The sequence below is a fragment of the Acinetobacter sp. GRABPA_MV_2 genome (assembly GCF_056725885.1).
The window spans coordinates 125,561-144,595 of sequence record NZ_JBWZNA010000007.1 but is presented as its reverse complement, the minus strand read 5'-3'; the positions used below and the strand labels follow the sequence as shown (position 1 = coordinate 144,595).

The window sequence follows — 19,035 nt, the reverse complement described above, 5'->3', positions numbered from 1 at the left end:
CCTCTACTCATCAAAACTCAAGCGAACATTTGAGCCTTTTGGTAAGGTCTGACAGCTCAGCACATAGCCCTTTTCAACTTCATCTTCTTCAAGACTATAGTTAAGGAACATGTCGACTTCGCCTGAAAGTACCTTACAACGACAGGTCGCGCATACCCCACCTTTACATGCGTACGGTAAATCAGCACCCGCACGTAAAGCCGCATCCAGAATACTTTCATCATCTTGAGCCACAGAAACAATCAGTTCACGACCATCTAAAATGATGTTGACCTTTTCTTCTTTACGGTTTGCATCCGCTTCAACACTACGCTTACGCGCTTGCCCTGTATGGAAACGTTCAGTGTGAATGCGCTCTTTGGCAATACCAAAGTTCGGTAAAGTATTTTCTACGGCATTCATCATTTCGTCTGGGCCGCAGGCAAAAACATGGTCAAAATTTGTTTCAAGCACTTCAAAATCAAAAAGTTGCTTAAGCTTTTCTGCATCAATACGACCGTTCATGAGTTCACTATCGTTGAACTCACGAGAAAAAATATTGATGAGTTGAAAGCGTTCTTTAAACTGATCTTTCAAATCCATAATTTGCTCGGCAAACATGGTTTGTTTCCATGAGCGATTGCCATAGAGCAAGGTAAAGTTAGCTTCAGGTTGTTCAAATAAAACTTGTTTAATAATTGATAGAATTGGCGTGATACCACTACCCGCAGCAACGCCTAAATAGTTTTGTCCGCCCATCTTGGCTGCTTTTTGAAAAAACACGCCTTGTGGTGGCATGACTTCAAGTACATCGCCCACTTTTAAATGGTCATTTGCCCAGTTTGAAAATTGACCCTGATCAATTTTTTTAACCGCAATACTGATATCTTCTTTGCCCGCATAGCTACAAATTGAATAACAACGGCGGATTTCACCCGCTTCAGTTAAATGGCGAATGGTTAAATGTTGCCCCGGTTGAAATTGAAATTGTTCTTGTTGTTCAGGTACAACATCAAATGCAATACAAATTGCCTGATCGGTTTGCGGTGTAATACTTTTTACTTTTAATGGTACAAATTGGCTCATGGCTGATTTCCTTATCTAAAGACTTAAATACATTTGAAGTAATCAAAAGGCTCAAGACAGTCCTGACATTTATAAAGTGCTTTACAGGCAGTAGAACTAAACTCTGTTAACAGTCGGGTATGTCGGCTTTTGCAACGTGGGCACTCGACACCATCATTTAAATGAACGTGAGTTCCACATTGATGCGCCAACCCTTCAGGTGGTGCAATGCCATAAACTTGCAGTTTCTTTTTCCCTGCTTCAGACATCCAGTCCGTGGTCCATGCTTCTGATAAATCGACCATGACTTTGACCGGTGTCAAAGCTTCTGCGGTAAATGCCTCAACAATTTGTGTTTTGAGCATATCTGTTGCTGGGCAACCGCTATATGTTGGAGTTAGACGAACAATAATTTCTTGTTGATCGTTAATCTCTACACCGCGAATCATGCCCAAATCGACAACCGATAAAACCGGAATTTCAGGGTCACTTACCGTTTGTAGAACATCCCAACATTGGTCGATGCAATGACGAATCATTTGCATGGCTCACCTCCTTGTCTTACCAGGTCATTCCCGGATAAGTTCTTTGAATACATTGCATTTCAGCCAACAAATAACCTAAATGCTCGGTATGCAATCCTTGTTTCGCACCACGGCGATAAGCACCGTTCACAGCAACATTTAATTCAAAACGCTTAAGCTCATCTGCAATGGTTTGGTTCCATTGTTCTTTTTCATTTGAAAAATCTGGAATCACGCCTTGTGCGACTAATGCTTGCTCGTCTGCACTCAGTTCAAATAATTCAGCGGTAAAGCGCCATAAATTATTTAAACCGTCTTGCACACGTTGATGCGCTTCATCTGTGCTTAAACTTAAACGTTCCATCCAGCTTGTTGAAAAGCGGATGTGATACTTCACTTCTTTTAAAGATTTCACGGCAAGCGCACTTAATTCGGGAAGTGAGCTTTGCGCTAAAGCAGTAAATAAATGAAGATGGTAATGGTCCATCAACCACTGGCGCACAATCGTTTGCGCAAAGTCACCATTGGGTTGTTCGCACAACAATAGGTTTAGAAACTCACGTTCTGTACGGAAATACGCAAGCTGATCTTCATCACGTTTAGCTTCATCATATTGACCAGCCAAAGTCAGAAAGTTTCTTGCTTGACCTAACAAGTCCAAGCCGATATTTGCTAAGGCAATATCAATTTCAAGCTCAGGTGCATGCCCGCACCATTCAGCCAAACGCTGTGATAAAACCAGTTGACTGTCGCCAATATGTAATAAGAATTTAGATAAAACTGAATGATTCATTTGCCATTCCCCTTACATGTGCTCAATGCCATCTGGGATATGGTAAAAAGTCGGGTGACGATAAACCTTGTCTAAAGAAGGATCGAAAAATTCAGCTTTTTCATCTGGCTGTGATGACTTAATCAGTTCTGAACGAACCACCCAGATGCTAATTCCTTCATTACGGCGCGTATAAACATCACGAGCATGTTGCAATGCGATTTCATCATCCGGTGCTCTTAAGCTGCCTACATGACGGTGGCTTAAGCCTTGTTTACTACGTACAAATACTTCGTAGAGCGACCAGTTGTTTTTATCTTCCATTTTGATTTCCTCAAATTTTTCCATAAATCTTGTTAAGCCACTTTGTTCGCTTCAAGCTGCTGTTTTTTCGCGTAGACTACTGCTGCATCACGAACCCATTTGCCGTTTTCCCATGCTTTACGGCGTGCTTCGATACGCTCGTGATTACATGGTCCACGTCCGGCAATCACTTCATTAAATTCGTGCCAGTCGATCTCGCCAAACTCATAGTGGCCTGTTTCTTCATTGAACTTTAAATCTGGGTCCGGTACTTCCAACCCAAGTTGCTGTACTTGTGGCACGGTGTTATCGACAAACTTTTGACGTAATTCATCGTTACTAAAGCGTTTGATTTTCCACGCCATGCTTTGCGCGCTGTTTGGAGAATGCTCATCACTTGGACCAAACATCATCAGTGCTGGCCACCAATAGCGATTTACCGCATCTTGTGCCATCTGTTTTTGTTCTGGTGTACCGTTTGCCAAAGCCATCATGGCTTCAAAACCTTGGCGTTGGTGGAAACTTTCTTCTTTACAAATACGTACCATCGCACGTGCATATGGCCCATATGAAGTACGGCAAAGCGCAACTTGGTTCACAATGGCTGCCCCATCGACAAGCCAACCAATTGCAGCGACATCTGCCCAAGTCAAAGTTGGATAGTTAAAGATTGATGAGTATTTCATTTTCCCATTAATCAACTTCTCCATCATGTCATCACGGTCAGCACCTAAGGTTTCTGCTGCGCTATATAGATATAAACCATGACCCGCTTCATCTTGTACTTTCGCGAGCAAAACCGCTTTACGTTTTAAAGTTGGCGCACGAGTAATCCAGTTTCCTTCAGGCAACATACCTACAATTTCAGAATGGCCATGTTGCCCGATTTGACGAATCAATGTTTTGCGGTAGGCATCGGGCATTTGATCCTTAGCCTCGATCGTAATTTCATTGGCAATATTTTGTTCAAATTTCTGGTAATTGTTTTCCATTCTTTCATTCCCTGTAGGCATCACCCTTGAATCTATTTTTCGATACACTAAAAACAAAGTCAATCACTTTTTTAGTATCAAATTAAAGCCAATCAATAAACAAGAAATAAATATTTGAAATTAATAAATATTAATTAAAAACAAAAAATATTTTTACGTTTACAAATCAAAATAAAGTTGACTTTTAGACAAATTAATCTGAAATTATGAATCATATTTTTGCAATTTTTATAATTGATGTATCAAATAAAAAGGAGTTTGGTCATGCTTGAACAAGCACACCTAGAAGGAACCTCAACTGACACAGATTTTCAGCAGTCTGAGCATCAACTGCCTCATCTTGCTTCTTCTGTCTATGGAACATGGCATTCGACGAGTGAAGAACTGCGCCCTGTTTACCATGCCATTACAGGTGAATCGATTTATGCCGTAAGTAGTCATGGCATTGATATGAAACGTGTTGTTCAATATGCCAAACAAAATGGTTCAGAACTGGCTAACTGGACGTTTCACCAACGTGCAAATGCGTTAAAACAAATTGCCCAATATTTACTTGAACGTAAGGAAGAGTTTTACAAACTTGCTTATGCAACAGGTGCAACTCGTAAAGATGCATGGATTGATATTGAAGGCGGTATCCAGACATTATTTGCTTATTCGAGTCTGGTTCGCCGTGAACTTAATGATGAAAAAATTATTACTGAAGATAGCTGGATTCAACTCTCTAAAAATGGAACTTTTGGTGCTAAACACATTTTAAGTCCTAAAGCAGGTGTTGCCGTTCACATTAATGCTTTTAACTTCCCAATTTGGGGAATGCTTGAAAAAATTGCACCAACGCTACTTGCTGGTGTGCCATGTATTGTTAAGCCTGCAACCGATGGCTCCCAATTAACTCAAGCTGTTGTAAAAGCTATTGAAGAAGCACATGTGTTACCAAAAGGCTCGCTACAACTCATTTGCGGTCAGACTTATGACCTGTTAGAACAGTTAGGCCCACAAGACTGCGTTACGTTTACGGGTTCTGCTTACACAGGTCAAAAACTACGTAACCACCCTCACCTCAATAAATATTCGATTCCATTTAGCATGGAAGCCGACTCGGTAAACAGCGCAATTTTAAGCCCTGAGGCAAATGAAGAAACTGTCGATTTATTTGTACGTGAAGTCTTCCGTGAAATGACCACAAAAGCAGGCCAAAAATGTACTGCCATTCGTCGTGCATTTGTTCCTGAAAACTTGTTAGCAACTGTGCAAGAAAAGCTAACTGCCAAACTTGCTAAAGTTGTGGTGGGCGACCCTCAAAAAGAAGAAACTACTATGGGTGCTTTGGCGAGCATTAAACAAAAACATGACGTCGCAGAAAAAGTTGCTGAACTCAGCAAAGATGCAAAAATTGTTTTTGGTGGCAACGAGAGCTTTACATTTAATGCGGATCATCCTGAAAAAGGTGCTTTTTTCGCTCCAACTTTATTGGTGTGCGAACAGCCTTTACAAGCGACGAATGTTCATACCACGGAAGCTTTCGGTCCGGTATGTACACTCATGCCATATCAAAACATTGAAGAACTAGCTGACCTTGTTTCACGTGGTGAAGGTAGCCTAGTAGCTTCTGTCGTTAAAAATAACGATGAAAATATTGAACAGATTATTCAAAAAATTGCGCCTTGGCATGGCCGTGTGCATGTACTCGATGCAGAGTCTGCAAAAGAAAGTACAGGACATGGTTCACCACTTCCACATTTAGTACACGGCGGCCCTGGTCGTGCAGGTGGCGGTGAAGAGTTAGGTGGTATTCGTGCAGTTAAACACTATATGCAACGCACTGCAATTCAAGGTTCTCCAAACAGTTTAACGCAAATTACCCACTCATGGACTGCTGGCTCGAAAGTTAACGAAGACCGCGTACATCCATTTAAAAAGTCTTTTGATGAATTAGTGATTGGTGAACGTTTATTAACAGCGCGCCGTACAGTCACCGAAGCAGATATTGTCAATTTCGCGTGTTTAAGCGGTGACTACTTCTATGCACATACTGATAAAATCGCAGCGGCGGAGTCTTTCTTTGGTGAACGCGTTGCACATGGTTACTTCATTGTGTCTGCTGCAGCAGGTCTATTTGTAGATGCAGCACAAGGTCCTGTGATTGCCAATTATGGTATGGACAACTTACGTTTTGTTGAACCGGTTAAAATCGGTGACTCGATTCAGGTTGAACTCACCTGTAAACAAAAAACACCTAAACCACAAAAAGACCCATCTCAGCCTGCGCATGGCGTTGTGGTATGGGATATTAAAGTCAAAAACCAACGTGGTGAACTTGTCGCAACTTACGACATTTTAACCTTAGTTGCTCGCGAAGCTTAATGGTTAAAATGAGATGGGGTCACCTCGTCCCCATCTCGTTTTTTTAGCACTCAATTGCGTTAACAGCGAGGCCACCTTTTGAGGTCTCTTTATATTTCTCAGACATATCTTTGCCGGTCTCCTTCATAGTCTGAATCACTTTATCTAGGGTGACAAAGTGTTCATCGTCATCATGAAGTGCCATTTGGGCTGCATTAATGGCTTTTACAGCCGCAATTGCATTTCGTTCAATACAAGGCACCTGAACCAAACCACCAATCGGATCACACGTTAAACCCAAATTATGTTCAAGCCCAATTTCAGCCGCATGTTCCACTTGCTCAGGTGAGGCACCTAAAATCTCGGCTAAACCCGCCGAAGCCATCGCACATGCTGAGCCGACTTCACCCTGACACCCTACTTCTGCACCAGAAATGGAAGCATTGAGTTTACATAAAATGCCGACGGCTGCCGCACTTAGAAAAAAGCGAACTACTTTGTCTGCGGAAAAGTCTTTAGAAAAAGTCACGTAGTAATATAAAACTGCCGGAATAATCCCTGCTGCACCATTTGTGGGTGCCGTCACTACTCGCCCGCCAGCGGCATTTTCTTCATTTACCGCTAAGGCAAATAAATTGACCCATTCCATCGCATGAAAAGTCGTCACAATCAGGTTTGAGTTTTTCTTATTTAATAACTTATCATGAATTTTTTTAGCCCGACGTTTTACGTTTAATCCGCCCGGTAATATGCCTTCATTAATTAATCCGTTGTGAATACATTGCTGCATCACTTTCCAGATTTCCATAATCTTGCTGCGAATCTCAGCTTCACTACGCCAGCTTTTTTCATTTTCAAGCATTAACTCGCTCACTGATAAATGATGAGTCTTACATAAGCTTAAAAGTTCAGCCGCACTGTGAAATGGATATGGAACCTTAATGTCGTTTGTTTCAGTTTGAGTTGTTGCTAATTGCCTTTGACTGAGAATAAAACCGCCACCAACCGAATAGTAAGTTTCTGCATATAAAATTTCTTGAGCCTCGTTGTACGCAATCAACTCCATTGCATTGGGGTGATAAGGCAAAGATTCATCTAAAAAAAGCACATCATACTTATAGTCAAAAGAAATAGTCTTTTGCTGATTAAGCTGGATGGCTTTATTTTCTAGAACATCTTCAATCAAGCTGGTACTTACTTGGGTATCAATATGTTCAGGATTAAAGCCCATTAAACCTAACAGAACAGCCTTGTCTGTCGCATGACCGACGCCGGTTGCCGACAGCGAACCGTATAACTTCACCTGAACTCTAGCTGTTGCTTGTAAATCGCTTTGCTTCAATAAATCATCCACAAAACTGTATGCCGCACGCATTGGTCCAACTGTATGGGAGCTAGATGGGCCGATGCCAATTTTAAAAAGATCAAATACACTAATAAACACGTGGTCCTACCTTCGATTCATTATTATTCGTATGTTCGTCATTATTGTGTCCTTTCGGATAGCTCTAAAATTATCATTAAGCCAAGTACAAATCACGAATAACTCTTCGGTAGTAGCACAAAAAGACAACGGTTGAACAATCACTATAAAAGCCCCCCCTTTATTAAAACAGCTACACGAAGTTGTACAAATAAAAAACTACAAATATTAGCCATTAGTCGCACCTCCCTATTTTTATTCATTTTTGCTGGTAAAGTGCTTTACATGGTTTGATACAACCTACTTAACTCAGATGCATAATTCACCTGTTCTTGCATCTGATGTTTTTCTGCCTCTAGTCCGCTAGGGGCTTTTTTTATTATTGATTTAAAGCTGATATATTAAATTTCTAGACATAATTAAAGACAAGAAAAATGGATCGAGTTTTCAAATTAAGTGTTTTAAGTTGCCCTATTTTATTATTAAGTGGTTGTATTGGTTGTTATAACCCAACAGGCTGTAACCGTGATGATTCGCCTTATTTCTATACAACACAAATCACTCAAGTTAAAGGTGTAACGGTTCCTGTTGGAACAAAACTGGTTTACAAATCTCAAAAGTCAAAACAGAAAAATGAGCAAACTGCACCTCTTAAAGAAGAGAATATAACGTGGATAAAGCTACCGAAAGATACGGCTATACTTTGGGGAGGAATGCCTACCAATCATCTCCTTCAGTTTGCTAATCCCGAAATGCAAGGATTTACAGCCTACCGGGCACAAGAAAATCCAGCTGTATATTCCAATCAATTTTTAAAACTCTGGAAAGAATGTGATAGTGATTTAGATATCTCGATCAAAAATAAAAATGATTGGAGCTTTAATCCTGCAAATATGAAAATCATTGGATGCGGAATTAACTATCAAGAAAGAGCATCATACAACACCGACAATCCAAGCCAATACAAAGTAGATATTTTTCTCATCAAAATTAATCAAGCTTTACAGCAGCTGCCACAACAAAAAGAGTATCCCGTTATCCATTATTCCGAAAATTAAAGTAAAAAAGCCTGCATTTTCAGCAAGCTTTTTTCTTTAAAATTTGATTTAGCAAGCTTTAATTAAACATATTAACCACAAGTTGCTTGAGTAATTTTCTTAGAAGCAGGATCAATAGTAACTGTAACTCGGTTTGTACGATAATCCATAGTCATTGGTTGACCTGGAGCCACTTTACGCACAATTTCTGATTTAGTTTTTTGTTTAATTTGATCATCAGTAAGGCCAGATTGACCCACTAATTTTTGAGCTTCTTCTGCTACACAGTTTGCTTGATTATCACGGAATAATTTCCATTCTTCGACGACTTGGCCATTTGGTAGATGACAATACCCAACCTGACCATTTGCTTCATTTCTGATTTCTAATTTCCCACCTTGTTCAACACAATATTGACTAGCTGGGTTTGGTGAACCAATTTTTGGTGAAGTTAAATCTTTATGTTGTACAGATGAACAAGCCGTTAACGAAACGAGCGCTAAACCAAGAAAGATAATTTTTTTCATAAATTTTTTGCTTCTTAATAAAAAAACTAAAGATATCAAAAAAAGTTATCTTCCATGTGACTTCTTTACAATAAAAAACTCACTTAGAAGTTCTATTAACCATATATTTAATTTATTGGAATTTAAGATATTCCCTCCTAAAAATAATTATTGAAATATTGCAATTAAGGCCTTTCCAAAATTCGTGGCCCAGCTCCCTCTTGCCCCAAAACATCTTCTGGATTTCTTAAAGGGCATTGCTCTAGTGATAAGCAACCACAACCAATACACCAGTCCATTTCATCACGGAGTCTGGTTAATTTTTGAATACGATCATCGAGATCTTTTCGCCAATGGCTTGATAACTCTTTCCACTGTTTAGCTGTTAATTTGCTTCCCATAGGATATGCGCTAAGAGCCTCTTTAATTTCATTTAAAGGAATTCCTACTCTTTGAGCAACTTTAATAATCGCAATATATCTTAAAACGATTAAAGGAAAACGGCGTTGATTACCATTGGTTCTTATACTTTTTATAAGCCCTTTAGCTTCATAAAAATGCAAGGTGGAGACAGAAACTCCACTTCTTTTGGCGACTTCTCCTACAGTCAAAACTCGACTAGATTCGGCTTTTTTATTCTCAATCATCATCATTGCCCCCAACTTTACTCGAGGTTTATAAGAGAGCATCTTTGTTTTGTCAAACAAATAAACAGAACGCTTAAACCTTCATAAGGCATTTTTCGAAGCTTATAAGTCTTATCTAATCTTTTCTTTAAATCTTAAAAGATAAATTTAATGTGATTATTAATTCAGTTAAATCTATAAATACCTTGCTGACAGTTAAAGTTTAGAAATTAACTTTGTAGCACACATGGACATCCACAAATCCAAAACATGTTATAAACAAAAGGCATTGGTGCGCCTAATGGATAGACCTTAGCATGTTCGATTTTATATGTTTTTTTACGTGACTCAATGTGAAGTATATTATCGTAGCGGGCAACCACAATTCCCTTTTTATATAATTTTTTCCTTTCATTTTTTGCATCAAATTTATATACCAAAAAGTAAACTTTTTCTCCTACGCTGATCTTTGAATGATTAACCATAATGTAACCATTACAATACTTACATTGCCAATCTTTCATATCTCAAATTATCACACACTTAAATTTAAAAACACATCGAATTTTATAGTATAGATTTATTAAAGCTACAAATCTAAAGAAATATTTTAATTTAAAAAATAAGGTTTATTTGTGACACATATCACAATAAGAGCTATAAAAAATTACAAATTATATATAGAAACATCAACAACTTATCAAACATTATTGTAAGTTTATTATTTTTAATTAATATAAAATTTATCTATATTTTATATTTTTAGATAGTATATTAGTTAGTAAATTTAAATAAGAATATATAAATTACTTTTAGCATATAATAATACAATTATTTCAATATATTTAACTTAACCTCAAATAAAGTAATAAATATTTTTTAGATATCAAATAAATTTCATGTTTAACTGAAAATAATTCATTTCAAATTAAATAAAATATAAATGTATAATTATTATAATTGCAATTTAATTTTTTATTATGTCAACTCAACGTTTAAAATTAGAACTCCCATCTGGACATGATCAATTATTACTTCACTCTTGTTGTGCTCCTTGTTCAGGAGAAGTCATGGAAGCATTGATCGACTCTGGAATTAAATTTTCAATATTTTTTTATAATCCTAATATTCATCCGGTAAAAGAATATCTCATCCGTAAGGAAGAAAATATTCGTTTTGCAGAAAAGCATAATATTCCATTTATCGATGCAGATTATGATACGGATAATTGGTTTGCTCGAGCTAAAGGTATGGAAAATGAACCTGAACGTGGTATTCGTTGTACCATGTGTTTCGATATGCGTTTCGAGCGAACTGCCCTTTATGCACATGAACACGGCTTTAGTCTCATCAGTAGTTCGTTAGGAATTTCTCGTTGGAAAAATATGGCTCAAATTAATGATTGCGGAATTCGAGCAGCATCCAATTATCCAGATATTCAATATTGGGATTATAACTGGCGAAAAAATGGTGGCTCTAGTCGAATGATTGAAATCAGTAAGCGAGAGGAATTCTACCAACAGGAATATTGTGGCTGTGTATATTCTTTACGTGATACCAATCGCTGGCGTATGAGTAATGGTCGAGACCGAATTAAACTAGGTGTTAAGTTTTATAGTAATGCCATGGAAGAAGATTAAATCTTATTATCCTTAAAAATTAATTCATTCTAAGCTATATTTACTCCTAATAAAAAAAGGCCACATCTGGAGAATGTGGCCAAAAGGTGTACTGTACTGAGCTTTGATGTCTTTAGAATAATTAAGTTAGCTTAAAATAAGATTAATAAAAAAAAATTTCTTCTAGCAAGTAATAAAAATAAGAAATTTCTTTTTCCATCAGATTTATTGTGTTAGTTTTTAATACTTTAATGTTTTATAAAACTTATAATTTCCATCAATTAATAAGAATGAGTTGTAATTATGATGCAAAATAAAAGTATTCAAATCTTGCCAGTTCAACAGCAAGATTATTCACAATGGGAAAAATATTGGCTTGCTTACCAAAATTTTTATCAGGTGAATTTACCCCTTCATGTCACAAAAGTAACATGGGAACGTTTTTTCGATGAGAATGAATCTATGTACTGTGCCGTTGCTAAAAATGAAGAACATATCTTAGGGTTTGTAACTTACATGTTTCACAGGTCTACTTGGGCAGAAAATAATTACTGCTACCTAGAAGATCTCTATGTTTCACCTGAAGTTCGTGGACAACACATTGGTAAGCAACTCATTGAATTTGTAAAAAAGCAAGCGAATGATCACAAATGTGAACGTTTATATTGGCATACCCAAGAAACTAATCAAAAAGCTCAAAAACTCTATGACTGGGTTGCACAAAAACCAGGAATTATTCAATACCGTATGCCTTTGAACTAAAAAAGTGAAAACACCAAAATCTGGAGTGCTTTTGGTGTTTAAATTTTAGTACGAATACGCTTTATCACTTTGTCATTAATGGTTGAGCATTGATTAAAATCTGCAAAACGCTTAAGCTCTCGCTCCAATTCGAATAAGAAGAGCTCCTTATTTTTTACTGTTTTTTCTAGATGCAGGCTAATCACTTCTAACTCTTTTATAGAGCGATGCGCTTTACAATCTACTCGGCCGACTAACTCATCTTGATATAGAATCGGCAAACAAAAATAACCATATACACGTTTGGCTGCTGGTACATAGCATTCAATCCTATAATCAAATTCAAATAAAGAAGCTAAACGGTCACGATGAATAAGAGAATTATCAAAAGGTGAAAGTATTTTTAAACCGAAATCAGTGCTAACCTTTAGTTCCATTGCAGCAACATCAACATATAAAGTTTGACCATTCTCGAGCTTAATTGCAGATACTACACCTGCGTCAATCTGCTCTTTCAGAACGATGCGCATAATTTCTTTTAAATCATTTTTCTTTAGATGAACTAATTGTTTCCATGTAAACGCACCATGCGCTCGAAGCGTATTATTAAACAAATACTGCGCATATTCATAAAGCGTAGGCATACTTAAATCAATATTTTCAGGCAAGCAGCGCTCGGTCAAATCAAAGACCTTTTCCATTCCGTTACGCTCACAGATCATCAGGTCACCCTGCATATATAACTGCTCAAAAGCACGGCGGCCTGGTCCGGTATTCCACCAGTTTCCCAAACTCTTTTTATTATTTTTATCAATATCACGTAGACGAATTTTTCCTTCAGCACGAACACGTGCCAAAATTTCATTCATAAGGTGTTGATCACCTCTATTAAAATAACGGCTTTCCCCTTTCCTCACAGACATCATGGCAGGGAGTGCATAGCGATAATCTTTCATAGGAAGATAAGACGCCGCATGATACCAATATTCAAAAATCTGCCGCTCACCAACCAAACTATTGAGATGATTTAGCTCATAATCAGGTACTCGACTCCACAATATATGGTGATGAGCTCGCTCTACAACCGATATGGTATCAATCTGCACATATCCTAAATGCTCAATAGCCTGTAAAGTCCCATCCATGCCTTTTGCAAATCGACTGGTTTTCCCTAAGCCTTGATTAAATAAAGTGAGTTGTTTCAAAAAAGAAGTCATAGAAATCAAATATTGTTGTATTCATTTAGAAGCTGAAATTTTCAGTACTATAGTATCACTATTCCCTCATTTGCTTTTGATTTTAGGAACAGCAATTCTTAAAAAAACAATCTTGGCTAACTCAACGTTTTACAGACTCACTTTAAAATAACTTTTGGGATTCAATCTAATTACTAAAATAACAACTAATATCACACTGACTAAATGAAAAAGCCATCCTGCTTTATAAACCCCCGTAAGATCATGCAAAATTGCAATAATCCACGGCGGAATTGCTGCCAGTAAAAAACCACCACCCTGCATCAATGCAGATAAAGCCCCTGCATGAATCGGATCATCAAAATGGTCTAATGCAACGATAAGCATTAACGCAAAACATCCACCCAAACCCACGCCCAAACAAATTGCCCAAAGCATAGAGGCAAAATCAGGGATAAAAGCCATTCCAGAGAAACCGACTAGTTGCATTGCTAACGTAAACCATAACCATGGACGTCGATCTTTATATTTCCTAGCTAAAACAGGCAAAATGAGCGCTGAAGCTGCTTGGCTCAAGGCCAGCAAAGCGAGTAATTTTCCACTTTGTGCTGCACTCCAACCCTGATCTTGAAAAGAAGGTGCCAACCACGCTACCACTGACGAGTAGCCACCATTTACAAGTCCAAAGCACATCATTAATAACCATGTTCGAGGTTGATTTAACAACTTGCGTACAGGCGCATGATGAATGGATGAACTAACTTTTATAGGTAAAAAGACAAGCGCCAATATAAATGCAAATAAAGCTGGAATGGTAAAAAAAGCTAGGCCAATCGACCAGACACCCGTTATATTTGAAATTATGGGAGCTAACCATGCACCTAGTGCACCTCCTCCCATGAGCATAGCCGAATAAAGCCCCATCATCGGCCCAATGAATTGGCTAAATTCTCGTTTAATCATGCCGGGAAAAGCCGCTTGTATCATCGCAACTCCGAATCCAATTACTATTGCACTAAGAATTAATCCTTCGGATGTAGGCAATAAAAATCGGATAGCACATCCTCCACAAATGGCCAGCAATGCACCAAGAATAGCGCTTCGTTCACCGATCAGGTTCTGCAATATTGGGCCAACAAATGCAACAATCCCCATAAGCATCATCGGTAGCAAAGTAAGTAGTGCTATCCCTTGCAAGCTTAAACCAGTAGCTGTTCGAATATTGGCAATCAATGGTCCAATACTTGTTATAAATGGTCTTAAATTAAGGCCAACTAAAGCCACAGTTACAATGAGCATCGGCTGGGTTAAAAAAGCTCCAGACTGCTTCATTATTTTGAGCCTGAATGATTGGCTTGGTAATTCTTCCAATGCGCATAAAGATCAGTGCGGTTTTCAACTCTGATCGGTATATATTGAATTTTCATTGACTGCTCAGCAAAGGGCTTGGCAAGCTCAACATATATTTCAGCTGTAGACAAACCAAATGGTGTTCCATCTTCATTAGAATAAGCATAGCTCACCGACTTTATACCAGTTAAACGCATTGCAGCCATACACATTGGGCATGGATGTCCACTTGCATACACAGAACAGCCTTCTAGGTTGGCAGATCCTAAAACTTGACTAGCTGCACGAATCGCCAGTAATTCAGCATGTGCGGTTGGATCATTCGTTACCAGAATCTGATTTACGCCTGAAGCAATAATTTCTCCATCCTTTACAACCACAGCACCAAATGGCCTGCCACCTTTTTCGATATTGTTATAAGCAAGCTCAATCGCCTTACGTAAAAACTGTTCACCTTTTTCCATCACATACTCTCACTTTCTATTTTGCACCAGCTGCAAGAAGTCTTTTTTCAATTTCACGGTATCCTCGTGACCGCGCATGGTGTAAGGGAGTTATGCCGTCTTTATCAGCCAAGTTCGGATCAGCACTTGCCTTTAATAAAAGCTCTACAATGTGTTGATATTTGGGTTCTCCATCTCCCAAAATGATGGCCTCAAGTAATGCTGTCCACCCCAAATTATTCACATGATTAACATCTACACCAGCCGCAATTAATGTACGGACTGTTTCAACATGGCCTCGTTCCGCTGCTGGAATTAGCGCCGTTCCACCGTAACGGTTAATACTTTTTAAATCGGCACCATACATGAGTGTCATTCTTAGAATTTTTAAATATCCCTGTGCACCAGCATATAAATATGGACTGTCTTGAATATTGTCTTTTGCATTTACATCCGCACCAGCCTCTATCAGCATATGAGCAGCATGTATATTATTTGCTCTTGTAGCGACCATCAAAGCAGTTGAACCTGTTTCATCTCGCTCATCAATTAAAGCTTTTTGAGATAAAATCTGTTTGATAGATTGTGTGTCATTATTTATCACTGCCTGATGTAAAGGATACTCACCCATTGCATTCGTCATATTTGTAAAACCCGACGCCCCTAATGCGACAATCAGATTCATCCATATTAGTGACTTACGCATGATAGCCTCCCAATAGAAATTTTTGGCTAAACATTTTATAAATAGAATAAAGATCACCAAAAGTATTTGGAAATTAAATTATTTAATCTATAGTATTAAGATTATAAATACTTATCTTGTTGGCTTTTTAATGTGGCGGTACCTAATATGTTTGATCCTCGCCTTTTACGTGCTTTCGTCACTATTTTTGAAACTGGCGGTTTTACCGCAGCTGCCGAACGATTACACCTGACTCAATCAACAGTTAGTCAGCAGTTAGCACGACTTGAAGAATCTGTCGGTCATGCCCTTATAGATCGGACAGCAAGACCTTTCAAATTGACAGCATCTGGAGAATATCTAATTGGTTATGCGCAAAGGATTTTGACCCTTCAACAAGAAGCTGAAGCGCTACTTAAAGATCCAGCAGGAAGTATTCCCATTCGTATTGGTTTACCAGAAGATATGATGAGTCAAGCAATGGCCGAAGTTTTTGGTATATTTGCCAAAGAGCATCGTTCCATTCGTTTAGATGTAACCTCTGGCTTGAGTCGCAACTTAACAGAACGTTATCGGAATGGTGAGTTCGATATTATTATTGTCAAAGAACCTGCGGCCAGTGCTGATCACCACGCTACATTCCCAGAAGAAATGGCATGGTTTGAAAGTGAGAATTCAACAACTGCATGGTCTGATCCCATAAGTTTAGTGACCTTTCCTCAAGGCGGACTTTATCGGGACGAAATGTTCGCAACGTTAGAGCGCGAACGGCGACGTTGGTATATTGCCTTTACGGGTAGTAGTCTAGAAAGCGTGTTAGTCAGTGTTGAAACAGGATTAGGATTATCTTTATTGCCTGTAGCTACGACCAACGGACGTAGAGTACGTCGATATGATTCATTAGGAGCTGTGCCTCCTATGGCCGTTTCAATTTATACATGGGAAAAAGCTGGGATAATTTCCCAGCTTGCAGATAAAATGACAACTGTTTTAGAAGAACGTTTTCAATCCTCAATCAATATTTAACTTATATCATTCGAACTTTCAGCAATCAGTTTTTCTGCCATTTCTTGAGTTTTTCTTAAGCCCGGCATACGGAACTCGGTATGCCCATAATCTTGGATAGATTTCCAACGTCCACCCCAAGTTAAACCAACCGATTCAGCGACTTGCCCATATAACCGATAGCCTTGCATTGCCCACGGATCTCGCTCAGAAATAACCACTTTTCCATTTCGTTTAAATGCTACATCAGCAGCTAAACCAAATTGGTGATAGCTTTGATACCCCCTCGCTCTAGTCGTGTTAGGATTTCCGGCCAACATGTTCTGACGTGCTGGGCTACGATAGCCTTCCAATAGAACCAACTCATAACCGTACTGTTCTTTCATGATTTTAAAGACCATGAGTAAACGCTGTTTATATCGTGGGTTCATTTTGTCCCATTTACGATCAACTAAATTTGTATCCAAAATAGCTCGACCATCGAAACTGGTGTTATCAATCGGTGAAGAATTAATAGCTCCACTATTTTGAGATGAATATTGCTGCTCCAACTGCGTGGCCTCAACAATTGCGGCTTCAATTAAGCTTTCATCTACTTCTGGCGGTGGTGATAATATTTCACCATTTAAAAGTGCATAAATTTGAGGATCTGTTTTTTTCAGATATTCAGCTTCAATTCGGGTTGAACTAATCGGACGAGTAAAAGCAAAAACTAATATACTGGCAAACAAGAAAAAGCCTGCAATTACAATCCACCATTGCTGTAAATGCCAATGAGATTGTAATTTTTCAGGAGCAGCTGCCTGATTCATGGTTTGAGCAAATTGTTTAACCTGATTAAGCTGTTTACGCCCTTGGGGCAGTAATGACAAAACAAAATCTTTGCTTCTACTCCTTAGTTCATAAGACATTAAAAACGCTAAACCAATTGCCAAACATGTAAAGCAAAAGAAAATGAGAAAGATCATCATCAGTTCATTAATTCACGGCAAAAGGACTTCTTGTAATTTTAATATCTACCGATGCCTTAGGTGGCTCAACCTCAGGTTCTGGTTCGGCTGGGGCTTTACTCTCAACTACGGGTTTAGTCTGCACCACTTGTTGCTGCTGCGGCTTACTTACAGGCTTTTGCTGAGCTGGCTGTATTTTAGGTTGAACCGTTTTAGCTGCACTCGTCTGTAGTTGAGGCACAACCTGAACTTTCTTTTGACCTGTTAGCTGTTCATCAAATGGTGAAACTCGTTGTTCATTCGTAGCAACAGGTTTATGTGGAACAGGTTTAAAAATATTGCTTAACTCATTATCTTTTGGCTGTTCAAAGCCATCACGACTCATTGAGTCCGTCTCGTTGTCTTGACTTACAGCAACCTGATTTTGTTCATCTGAAGAATGTACAACATCTTGATTTAAAACTTGCTCTTCCGTTGATTTACTCTCAATTGCTGTTGATTCTGGCGAATTCGGTTGAGACAAGAACAGGAATAGCGAGATGCTGACAAACACCCCTGCAATCACACCAATCACAATATAAAGTACTGGTGATTTCGGCTTTTTTTTATTCGATTGTAAAACTCGAATAGAAGTTGGTTTTTCCTGAGCCATTTCGTTCCATCATCAAGGTAAATAAATTGTAATATGTGCTTGCTCTTGAGGAGCAGAAATCACATTTTGATAGTTAGATAATGCTTTATCATTTTGATTGTTGAGCATAAATCTTAAGCCTGCAAAGGTAAGTAATGCAAAAATCAATAAAAAGATCAAAATCCAAAAGAAAGGTACTTCGCGATGAATAATATTTCGTATTTGATCGGGAATTGCCGAGAACGGCGAAAACGCAACTTTTTTCCCTTTTAAATAGTCAATTTCATCACCCACTCTTGATACGAGGTGGTTGAGACTTTCAATAGATTCAATTCGGTACTTCCCCTGAAAACCGAGCAAAAGGCAGTAGTGAAATACTTCTAAAGCAGCTAGACGTTCTTTTCCACGACTTCGCAATTGCTCTAAAATTTCAAAGAAACGATACCCCGCTAACTGAGAACCAAACAAGCTCAATTGTAATGGGCTAATTAACCAAGCATTTTGCAAATTAAAATAGCTTGGGTCTTGTTGCGTTACGATAGTTTCATCAATCAAAGCACAAAATGCATATTTCGCATCATGAATATCATCAGCTGAAAATTGCAACTTTTTAGCTTGTTGCTCAAATTGATTGAGTAAATTTAAGATTTTTTCACGAAACTGCTGAGCGTCTGCTGGCACGTACTGATTTCGAATCAAAAAAACCAAATAAAAGCCATCATGCAATAAATCAATAAGATTGATTGCCTGTAGTTTTGCTTGAGACTGGCTATTATTATTCCCACCCGTTCCAATTTGCCCATCGTCAAATAAAGAAGGAGCACCTGTGGATTGTGACATTT

At 38.4% G+C, this 19,035-nt stretch carries 21 protein-coding genes; 5 read left to right on the top strand and 16 right to left on the bottom strand.

Going from position 1 to position 19,035, the window contains the following annotated elements:
• Positions 1–3: 3 nt before the first annotated feature.
• Genes paaE through paaA form a run of 5 tightly spaced genes read right to left on the bottom strand, consistent with a single transcriptional unit; the run spans position 4 to position 3,635 of the window.
• Positions 4–1,065 carry a 1,2-phenylacetyl-CoA epoxidase subunit PaaE gene (paaE, locus tag ACXM0J_RS08745; RefSeq protein ID WP_000077460.1) on the bottom strand — a complete coding sequence of 354 codons (1,062 nt, stop codon included), beginning with the start codon at positions 1,063–1,065 and terminating at the stop codon, positions 4–6.
• Positions 1,066–1,088: 23 nt separating this feature from the next.
• Positions 1,089–1,589: a 1,2-phenylacetyl-CoA epoxidase subunit PaaD gene (gene paaD / locus ACXM0J_RS08740; RefSeq protein WP_001177941.1), complete on the bottom strand. Its 501-nt coding sequence runs from the start codon at positions 1,587–1,589 to the stop codon at positions 1,089–1,091.
• 16 nt (positions 1,590–1,605) lie between these two features.
• A complete protein-coding gene (gene paaC, locus ACXM0J_RS08735) occupies positions 1,606–2,361 on the bottom strand; it encodes a 1,2-phenylacetyl-CoA epoxidase subunit PaaC (protein WP_262441281.1) in 756 nt (251 codons plus the stop codon).
• A gap of 12 nt (positions 2,362–2,373) precedes the next feature.
• Complete coding sequence (gene paaB / locus ACXM0J_RS08730) at positions 2,374–2,664, bottom strand: 1,2-phenylacetyl-CoA epoxidase subunit PaaB (protein ID WP_000389648.1); 291 nt, start codon at positions 2,662–2,664, stop codon at positions 2,374–2,376.
• Positions 2,665–2,696: 32 nt separating this feature from the next.
• Positions 2,697–3,635 (bottom strand): 1,2-phenylacetyl-CoA epoxidase subunit PaaA, encoded by a 939-nt coding sequence (gene paaA / locus ACXM0J_RS08725; RefSeq protein ID WP_199976498.1) that lies wholly within the window; start codon positions 3,633–3,635, stop codon positions 2,697–2,699.
• A gap of 264 nt (positions 3,636–3,899) precedes the next feature.
• Here paaA and paaZ point away from each other — a divergent pair, with 264 nt between their 5' ends.
• On the top strand, positions 3,900–6,002 hold the full coding sequence (gene paaZ, locus ACXM0J_RS08720) for a phenylacetic acid degradation bifunctional protein PaaZ (RefSeq protein ID WP_262470411.1): 2,103 nt from the start codon (positions 3,900–3,902) through the stop codon (positions 6,000–6,002).
• Between the two features lie 43 nt (positions 6,003–6,045).
• On the opposite strand, the gene ACXM0J_RS08715 is transcribed toward paaZ, so the two are convergent.
• Positions 6,046–7,425 (bottom strand): L-serine ammonia-lyase, encoded by a 1,380-nt coding sequence (locus tag ACXM0J_RS08715; RefSeq protein WP_479750434.1) that lies wholly within the window; start codon positions 7,423–7,425, stop codon positions 6,046–6,048.
• Between the two features lie 413 nt (positions 7,426–7,838).
• On the opposite strand from ACXM0J_RS08715, the gene ACXM0J_RS08710 reads away from it, so the two are divergent.
• Complete coding sequence (locus ACXM0J_RS08710) at positions 7,839–8,462, top strand: hypothetical protein (protein WP_479750433.1); 624 nt, start codon at positions 7,839–7,841, stop codon at positions 8,460–8,462.
• A 71-nt stretch (positions 8,463–8,533) separates the two neighbouring features.
• On the opposite strand, the gene ACXM0J_RS08705 is transcribed toward ACXM0J_RS08710, so the two are convergent.
• From ACXM0J_RS08705 to ACXM0J_RS08695, 3 genes are all read right to left on the bottom strand, one after another.
• Positions 8,534–8,968 (bottom strand): I78 family peptidase inhibitor, encoded by a 435-nt coding sequence (locus tag ACXM0J_RS08705; RefSeq protein WP_479750432.1) that lies wholly within the window; start codon positions 8,966–8,968, stop codon positions 8,534–8,536.
• 164 nt (positions 8,969–9,132) lie between these two features.
• Positions 9,133–9,597 carry a redox-sensitive transcriptional activator SoxR gene (soxR, locus tag ACXM0J_RS08700; RefSeq protein WP_199992853.1) on the bottom strand — a complete coding sequence of 155 codons (465 nt, stop codon included), beginning with the start codon at positions 9,595–9,597 and terminating at the stop codon, positions 9,133–9,135.
• A 206-nt stretch (positions 9,598–9,803) separates the two neighbouring features.
• Positions 9,804–10,097, bottom strand: a complete 294-nt coding sequence (locus ACXM0J_RS08695) for a hypothetical protein (RefSeq protein WP_479750430.1) — start codon at positions 10,095–10,097, stop codon at positions 9,804–9,806.
• Between the two features lie 456 nt (positions 10,098–10,553).
• Between ACXM0J_RS08695 and ACXM0J_RS08690 the strand changes: the two genes are divergently transcribed.
• Together ACXM0J_RS08690 and ACXM0J_RS08685 are read left to right on the top strand one after the other, a co-directional pair.
• Entirely contained in the window at positions 10,554–11,213 is a 660-nt protein-coding gene (locus ACXM0J_RS08690) for an epoxyqueuosine reductase QueH (RefSeq protein ID WP_479750428.1), read from the top strand.
• 285 nt (positions 11,214–11,498) lie between these two features.
• Positions 11,499–11,954, top strand: a complete 456-nt coding sequence (locus ACXM0J_RS08685; RefSeq protein WP_447413765.1) for a GNAT family N-acetyltransferase — start codon at positions 11,499–11,501, stop codon at positions 11,952–11,954.
• Positions 11,955–11,992: 38 nt separating this feature from the next.
• Here the strand turns inward: ACXM0J_RS08685 and ACXM0J_RS08680 are convergent, their stop codons facing one another.
• The 4 genes from ACXM0J_RS08680 to ACXM0J_RS08665 all read right to left on the bottom strand — a co-directional run bounded on the left by ACXM0J_RS08680 (position 11,993) and on the right by ACXM0J_RS08665 (position 15,628).
• Positions 11,993–13,150 (bottom strand): winged helix-turn-helix domain-containing protein, encoded by a 1,158-nt coding sequence (locus ACXM0J_RS08680; RefSeq protein ID WP_479750426.1) that lies wholly within the window; start codon positions 13,148–13,150, stop codon positions 11,993–11,995.
• A 129-nt stretch (positions 13,151–13,279) separates the two neighbouring features.
• Positions 13,280–14,461 carry a cyanate transporter gene (locus ACXM0J_RS08675; protein WP_479750424.1) on the bottom strand — a complete coding sequence of 394 codons (1,182 nt, stop codon included), beginning with the start codon at positions 14,459–14,461 and terminating at the stop codon, positions 13,280–13,282.
• Complete coding sequence (locus ACXM0J_RS08670; protein WP_479750422.1) at positions 14,461–14,943, bottom strand: nucleoside deaminase; 483 nt, start codon at positions 14,941–14,943, stop codon at positions 14,461–14,463. Before ACXM0J_RS08670 ends, ACXM0J_RS08675 begins: the two co-directional genes overlap by 1 nt.
• Positions 14,944–14,959: 16 nt before the next feature.
• The gene (locus tag ACXM0J_RS08665) at positions 14,960–15,628 is read right to left on the bottom strand and encodes an ankyrin repeat domain-containing protein (protein ID WP_479750420.1); all 669 of its coding nucleotides are present in this window, start codon (positions 15,626–15,628) and stop codon (positions 14,960–14,962) included.
• Between the two features lie 147 nt (positions 15,629–15,775).
• Here ACXM0J_RS08665 and ACXM0J_RS08660 point away from each other — a divergent pair, with 147 nt between their 5' ends.
• A complete protein-coding gene (locus ACXM0J_RS08660; protein WP_479750419.1) occupies positions 15,776–16,633 on the top strand; it encodes a LysR family transcriptional regulator in 858 nt (285 codons plus the stop codon).
• Here ACXM0J_RS08660 and ACXM0J_RS08655 read toward each other — a convergent pair.
• From ACXM0J_RS08655 to icmH, 3 genes are read right to left on the bottom strand one after another with little or no spacing between them, the layout of a single operon-like run.
• Positions 16,630–17,583 carry a M15 family metallopeptidase gene (locus ACXM0J_RS08655; RefSeq protein WP_057086159.1) on the bottom strand — a complete coding sequence of 318 codons (954 nt, stop codon included), beginning with the start codon at positions 17,581–17,583 and terminating at the stop codon, positions 16,630–16,632. The two genes, ACXM0J_RS08660 and ACXM0J_RS08655, sit on opposite strands and share 4 nt — an antisense overlap.
• A 7-nt stretch (positions 17,584–17,590) precedes the next feature.
• Positions 17,591–18,214 carry a hypothetical protein gene (locus ACXM0J_RS08650; protein ID WP_479750417.1) on the bottom strand — a complete coding sequence of 208 codons (624 nt, stop codon included), beginning with the start codon at positions 18,212–18,214 and terminating at the stop codon, positions 17,591–17,593.
• Between the two features lie 12 nt (positions 18,215–18,226).
• Positions 18,227–19,033, bottom strand: a complete 807-nt coding sequence (gene icmH / locus ACXM0J_RS08645; RefSeq protein ID WP_002114531.1) for a type IVB secretion system protein IcmH/DotU — start codon at positions 19,031–19,033, stop codon at positions 18,227–18,229.
• Positions 19,034–19,035 lie beyond the last annotated feature (2 nt).

Bases quoted from the DNA above. Each gene is read 5' to 3' on its own strand.
- paaE (WP_000077460.1), bottom strand. From the start codon at position 1,065: ATGAGCCAATTTGTACCATTAAAAGTAAAAAGTATTACACCGCAAACC.
- paaD (WP_001177941.1), bottom strand. From the start codon at position 1,589: ATGCAAATGATTCGTCATTGCATCGACCAATGTTGGGATGTTCTACAA.
- paaC (WP_262441281.1), bottom strand. From the start codon at position 2,361: ATGAATCATTCAGTTTTATCTAAATTCTTATTACATATTGGCGACAGT.
- paaB (WP_000389648.1), bottom strand. From the start codon at position 2,664: ATGGAAGATAAAAACAACTGGTCGCTCTACGAAGTATTTGTACGTAGT.
- paaA (WP_199976498.1), bottom strand. From the start codon at position 3,635: ATGGAAAACAATTACCAGAAATTTGAACAAAATATTGCCAATGAAATT.
- paaZ (WP_262470411.1), top strand. From the start codon at position 3,900: ATGCTTGAACAAGCACACCTAGAAGGAACCTCAACTGACACAGATTTT.
- ACXM0J_RS08710 (WP_479750433.1), top strand. From the start codon at position 7,839: ATGGATCGAGTTTTCAAATTAAGTGTTTTAAGTTGCCCTATTTTATTA.
- ACXM0J_RS08705 (WP_479750432.1), bottom strand. From the start codon at position 8,968: ATGAAAAAAATTATCTTTCTTGGTTTAGCGCTCGTTTCGTTAACGGCT.
- soxR (WP_199992853.1), bottom strand. From the start codon at position 9,597: ATGATGATTGAGAATAAAAAAGCCGAATCTAGTCGAGTTTTGACTGTA.
- ACXM0J_RS08695 (WP_479750430.1), bottom strand. From the start codon at position 10,097: ATGAAAGATTGGCAATGTAAGTATTGTAATGGTTACATTATGGTTAAT.
- ACXM0J_RS08690 (WP_479750428.1), top strand. From the start codon at position 10,554: ATGTCAACTCAACGTTTAAAATTAGAACTCCCATCTGGACATGATCAA.
- ACXM0J_RS08685 (WP_447413765.1), top strand. From the start codon at position 11,499: ATGCAAAATAAAAGTATTCAAATCTTGCCAGTTCAACAGCAAGATTAT.
- ACXM0J_RS08680 (WP_479750426.1), bottom strand. From the start codon at position 13,150: ATGACTTCTTTTTTGAAACAACTCACTTTATTTAATCAAGGCTTAGGG.
- ACXM0J_RS08675 (WP_479750424.1), bottom strand. From the start codon at position 14,461: ATGAAGCAGTCTGGAGCTTTTTTAACCCAGCCGATGCTCATTGTAACT.
- ACXM0J_RS08670 (WP_479750422.1), bottom strand. From the start codon at position 14,943: ATGGAAAAAGGTGAACAGTTTTTACGTAAGGCGATTGAGCTTGCTTAT.
- ACXM0J_RS08665 (WP_479750420.1), bottom strand. From the start codon at position 15,628: ATGCGTAAGTCACTAATATGGATGAATCTGATTGTCGCATTAGGGGCG.
- ACXM0J_RS08660 (WP_479750419.1), top strand. From the start codon at position 15,776: ATGTTTGATCCTCGCCTTTTACGTGCTTTCGTCACTATTTTTGAAACT.
- ACXM0J_RS08655 (WP_057086159.1), bottom strand. From the start codon at position 17,583: ATGATGATCTTTCTCATTTTCTTTTGCTTTACATGTTTGGCAATTGGT.
- ACXM0J_RS08650 (WP_479750417.1), bottom strand. From the start codon at position 18,214: ATGGCTCAGGAAAAACCAACTTCTATTCGAGTTTTACAATCGAATAAA.
- icmH (WP_002114531.1), bottom strand. From the start codon at position 19,033: ATGTCACAATCCACAGGTGCTCCTTCTTTATTTGACGATGGGCAAATT.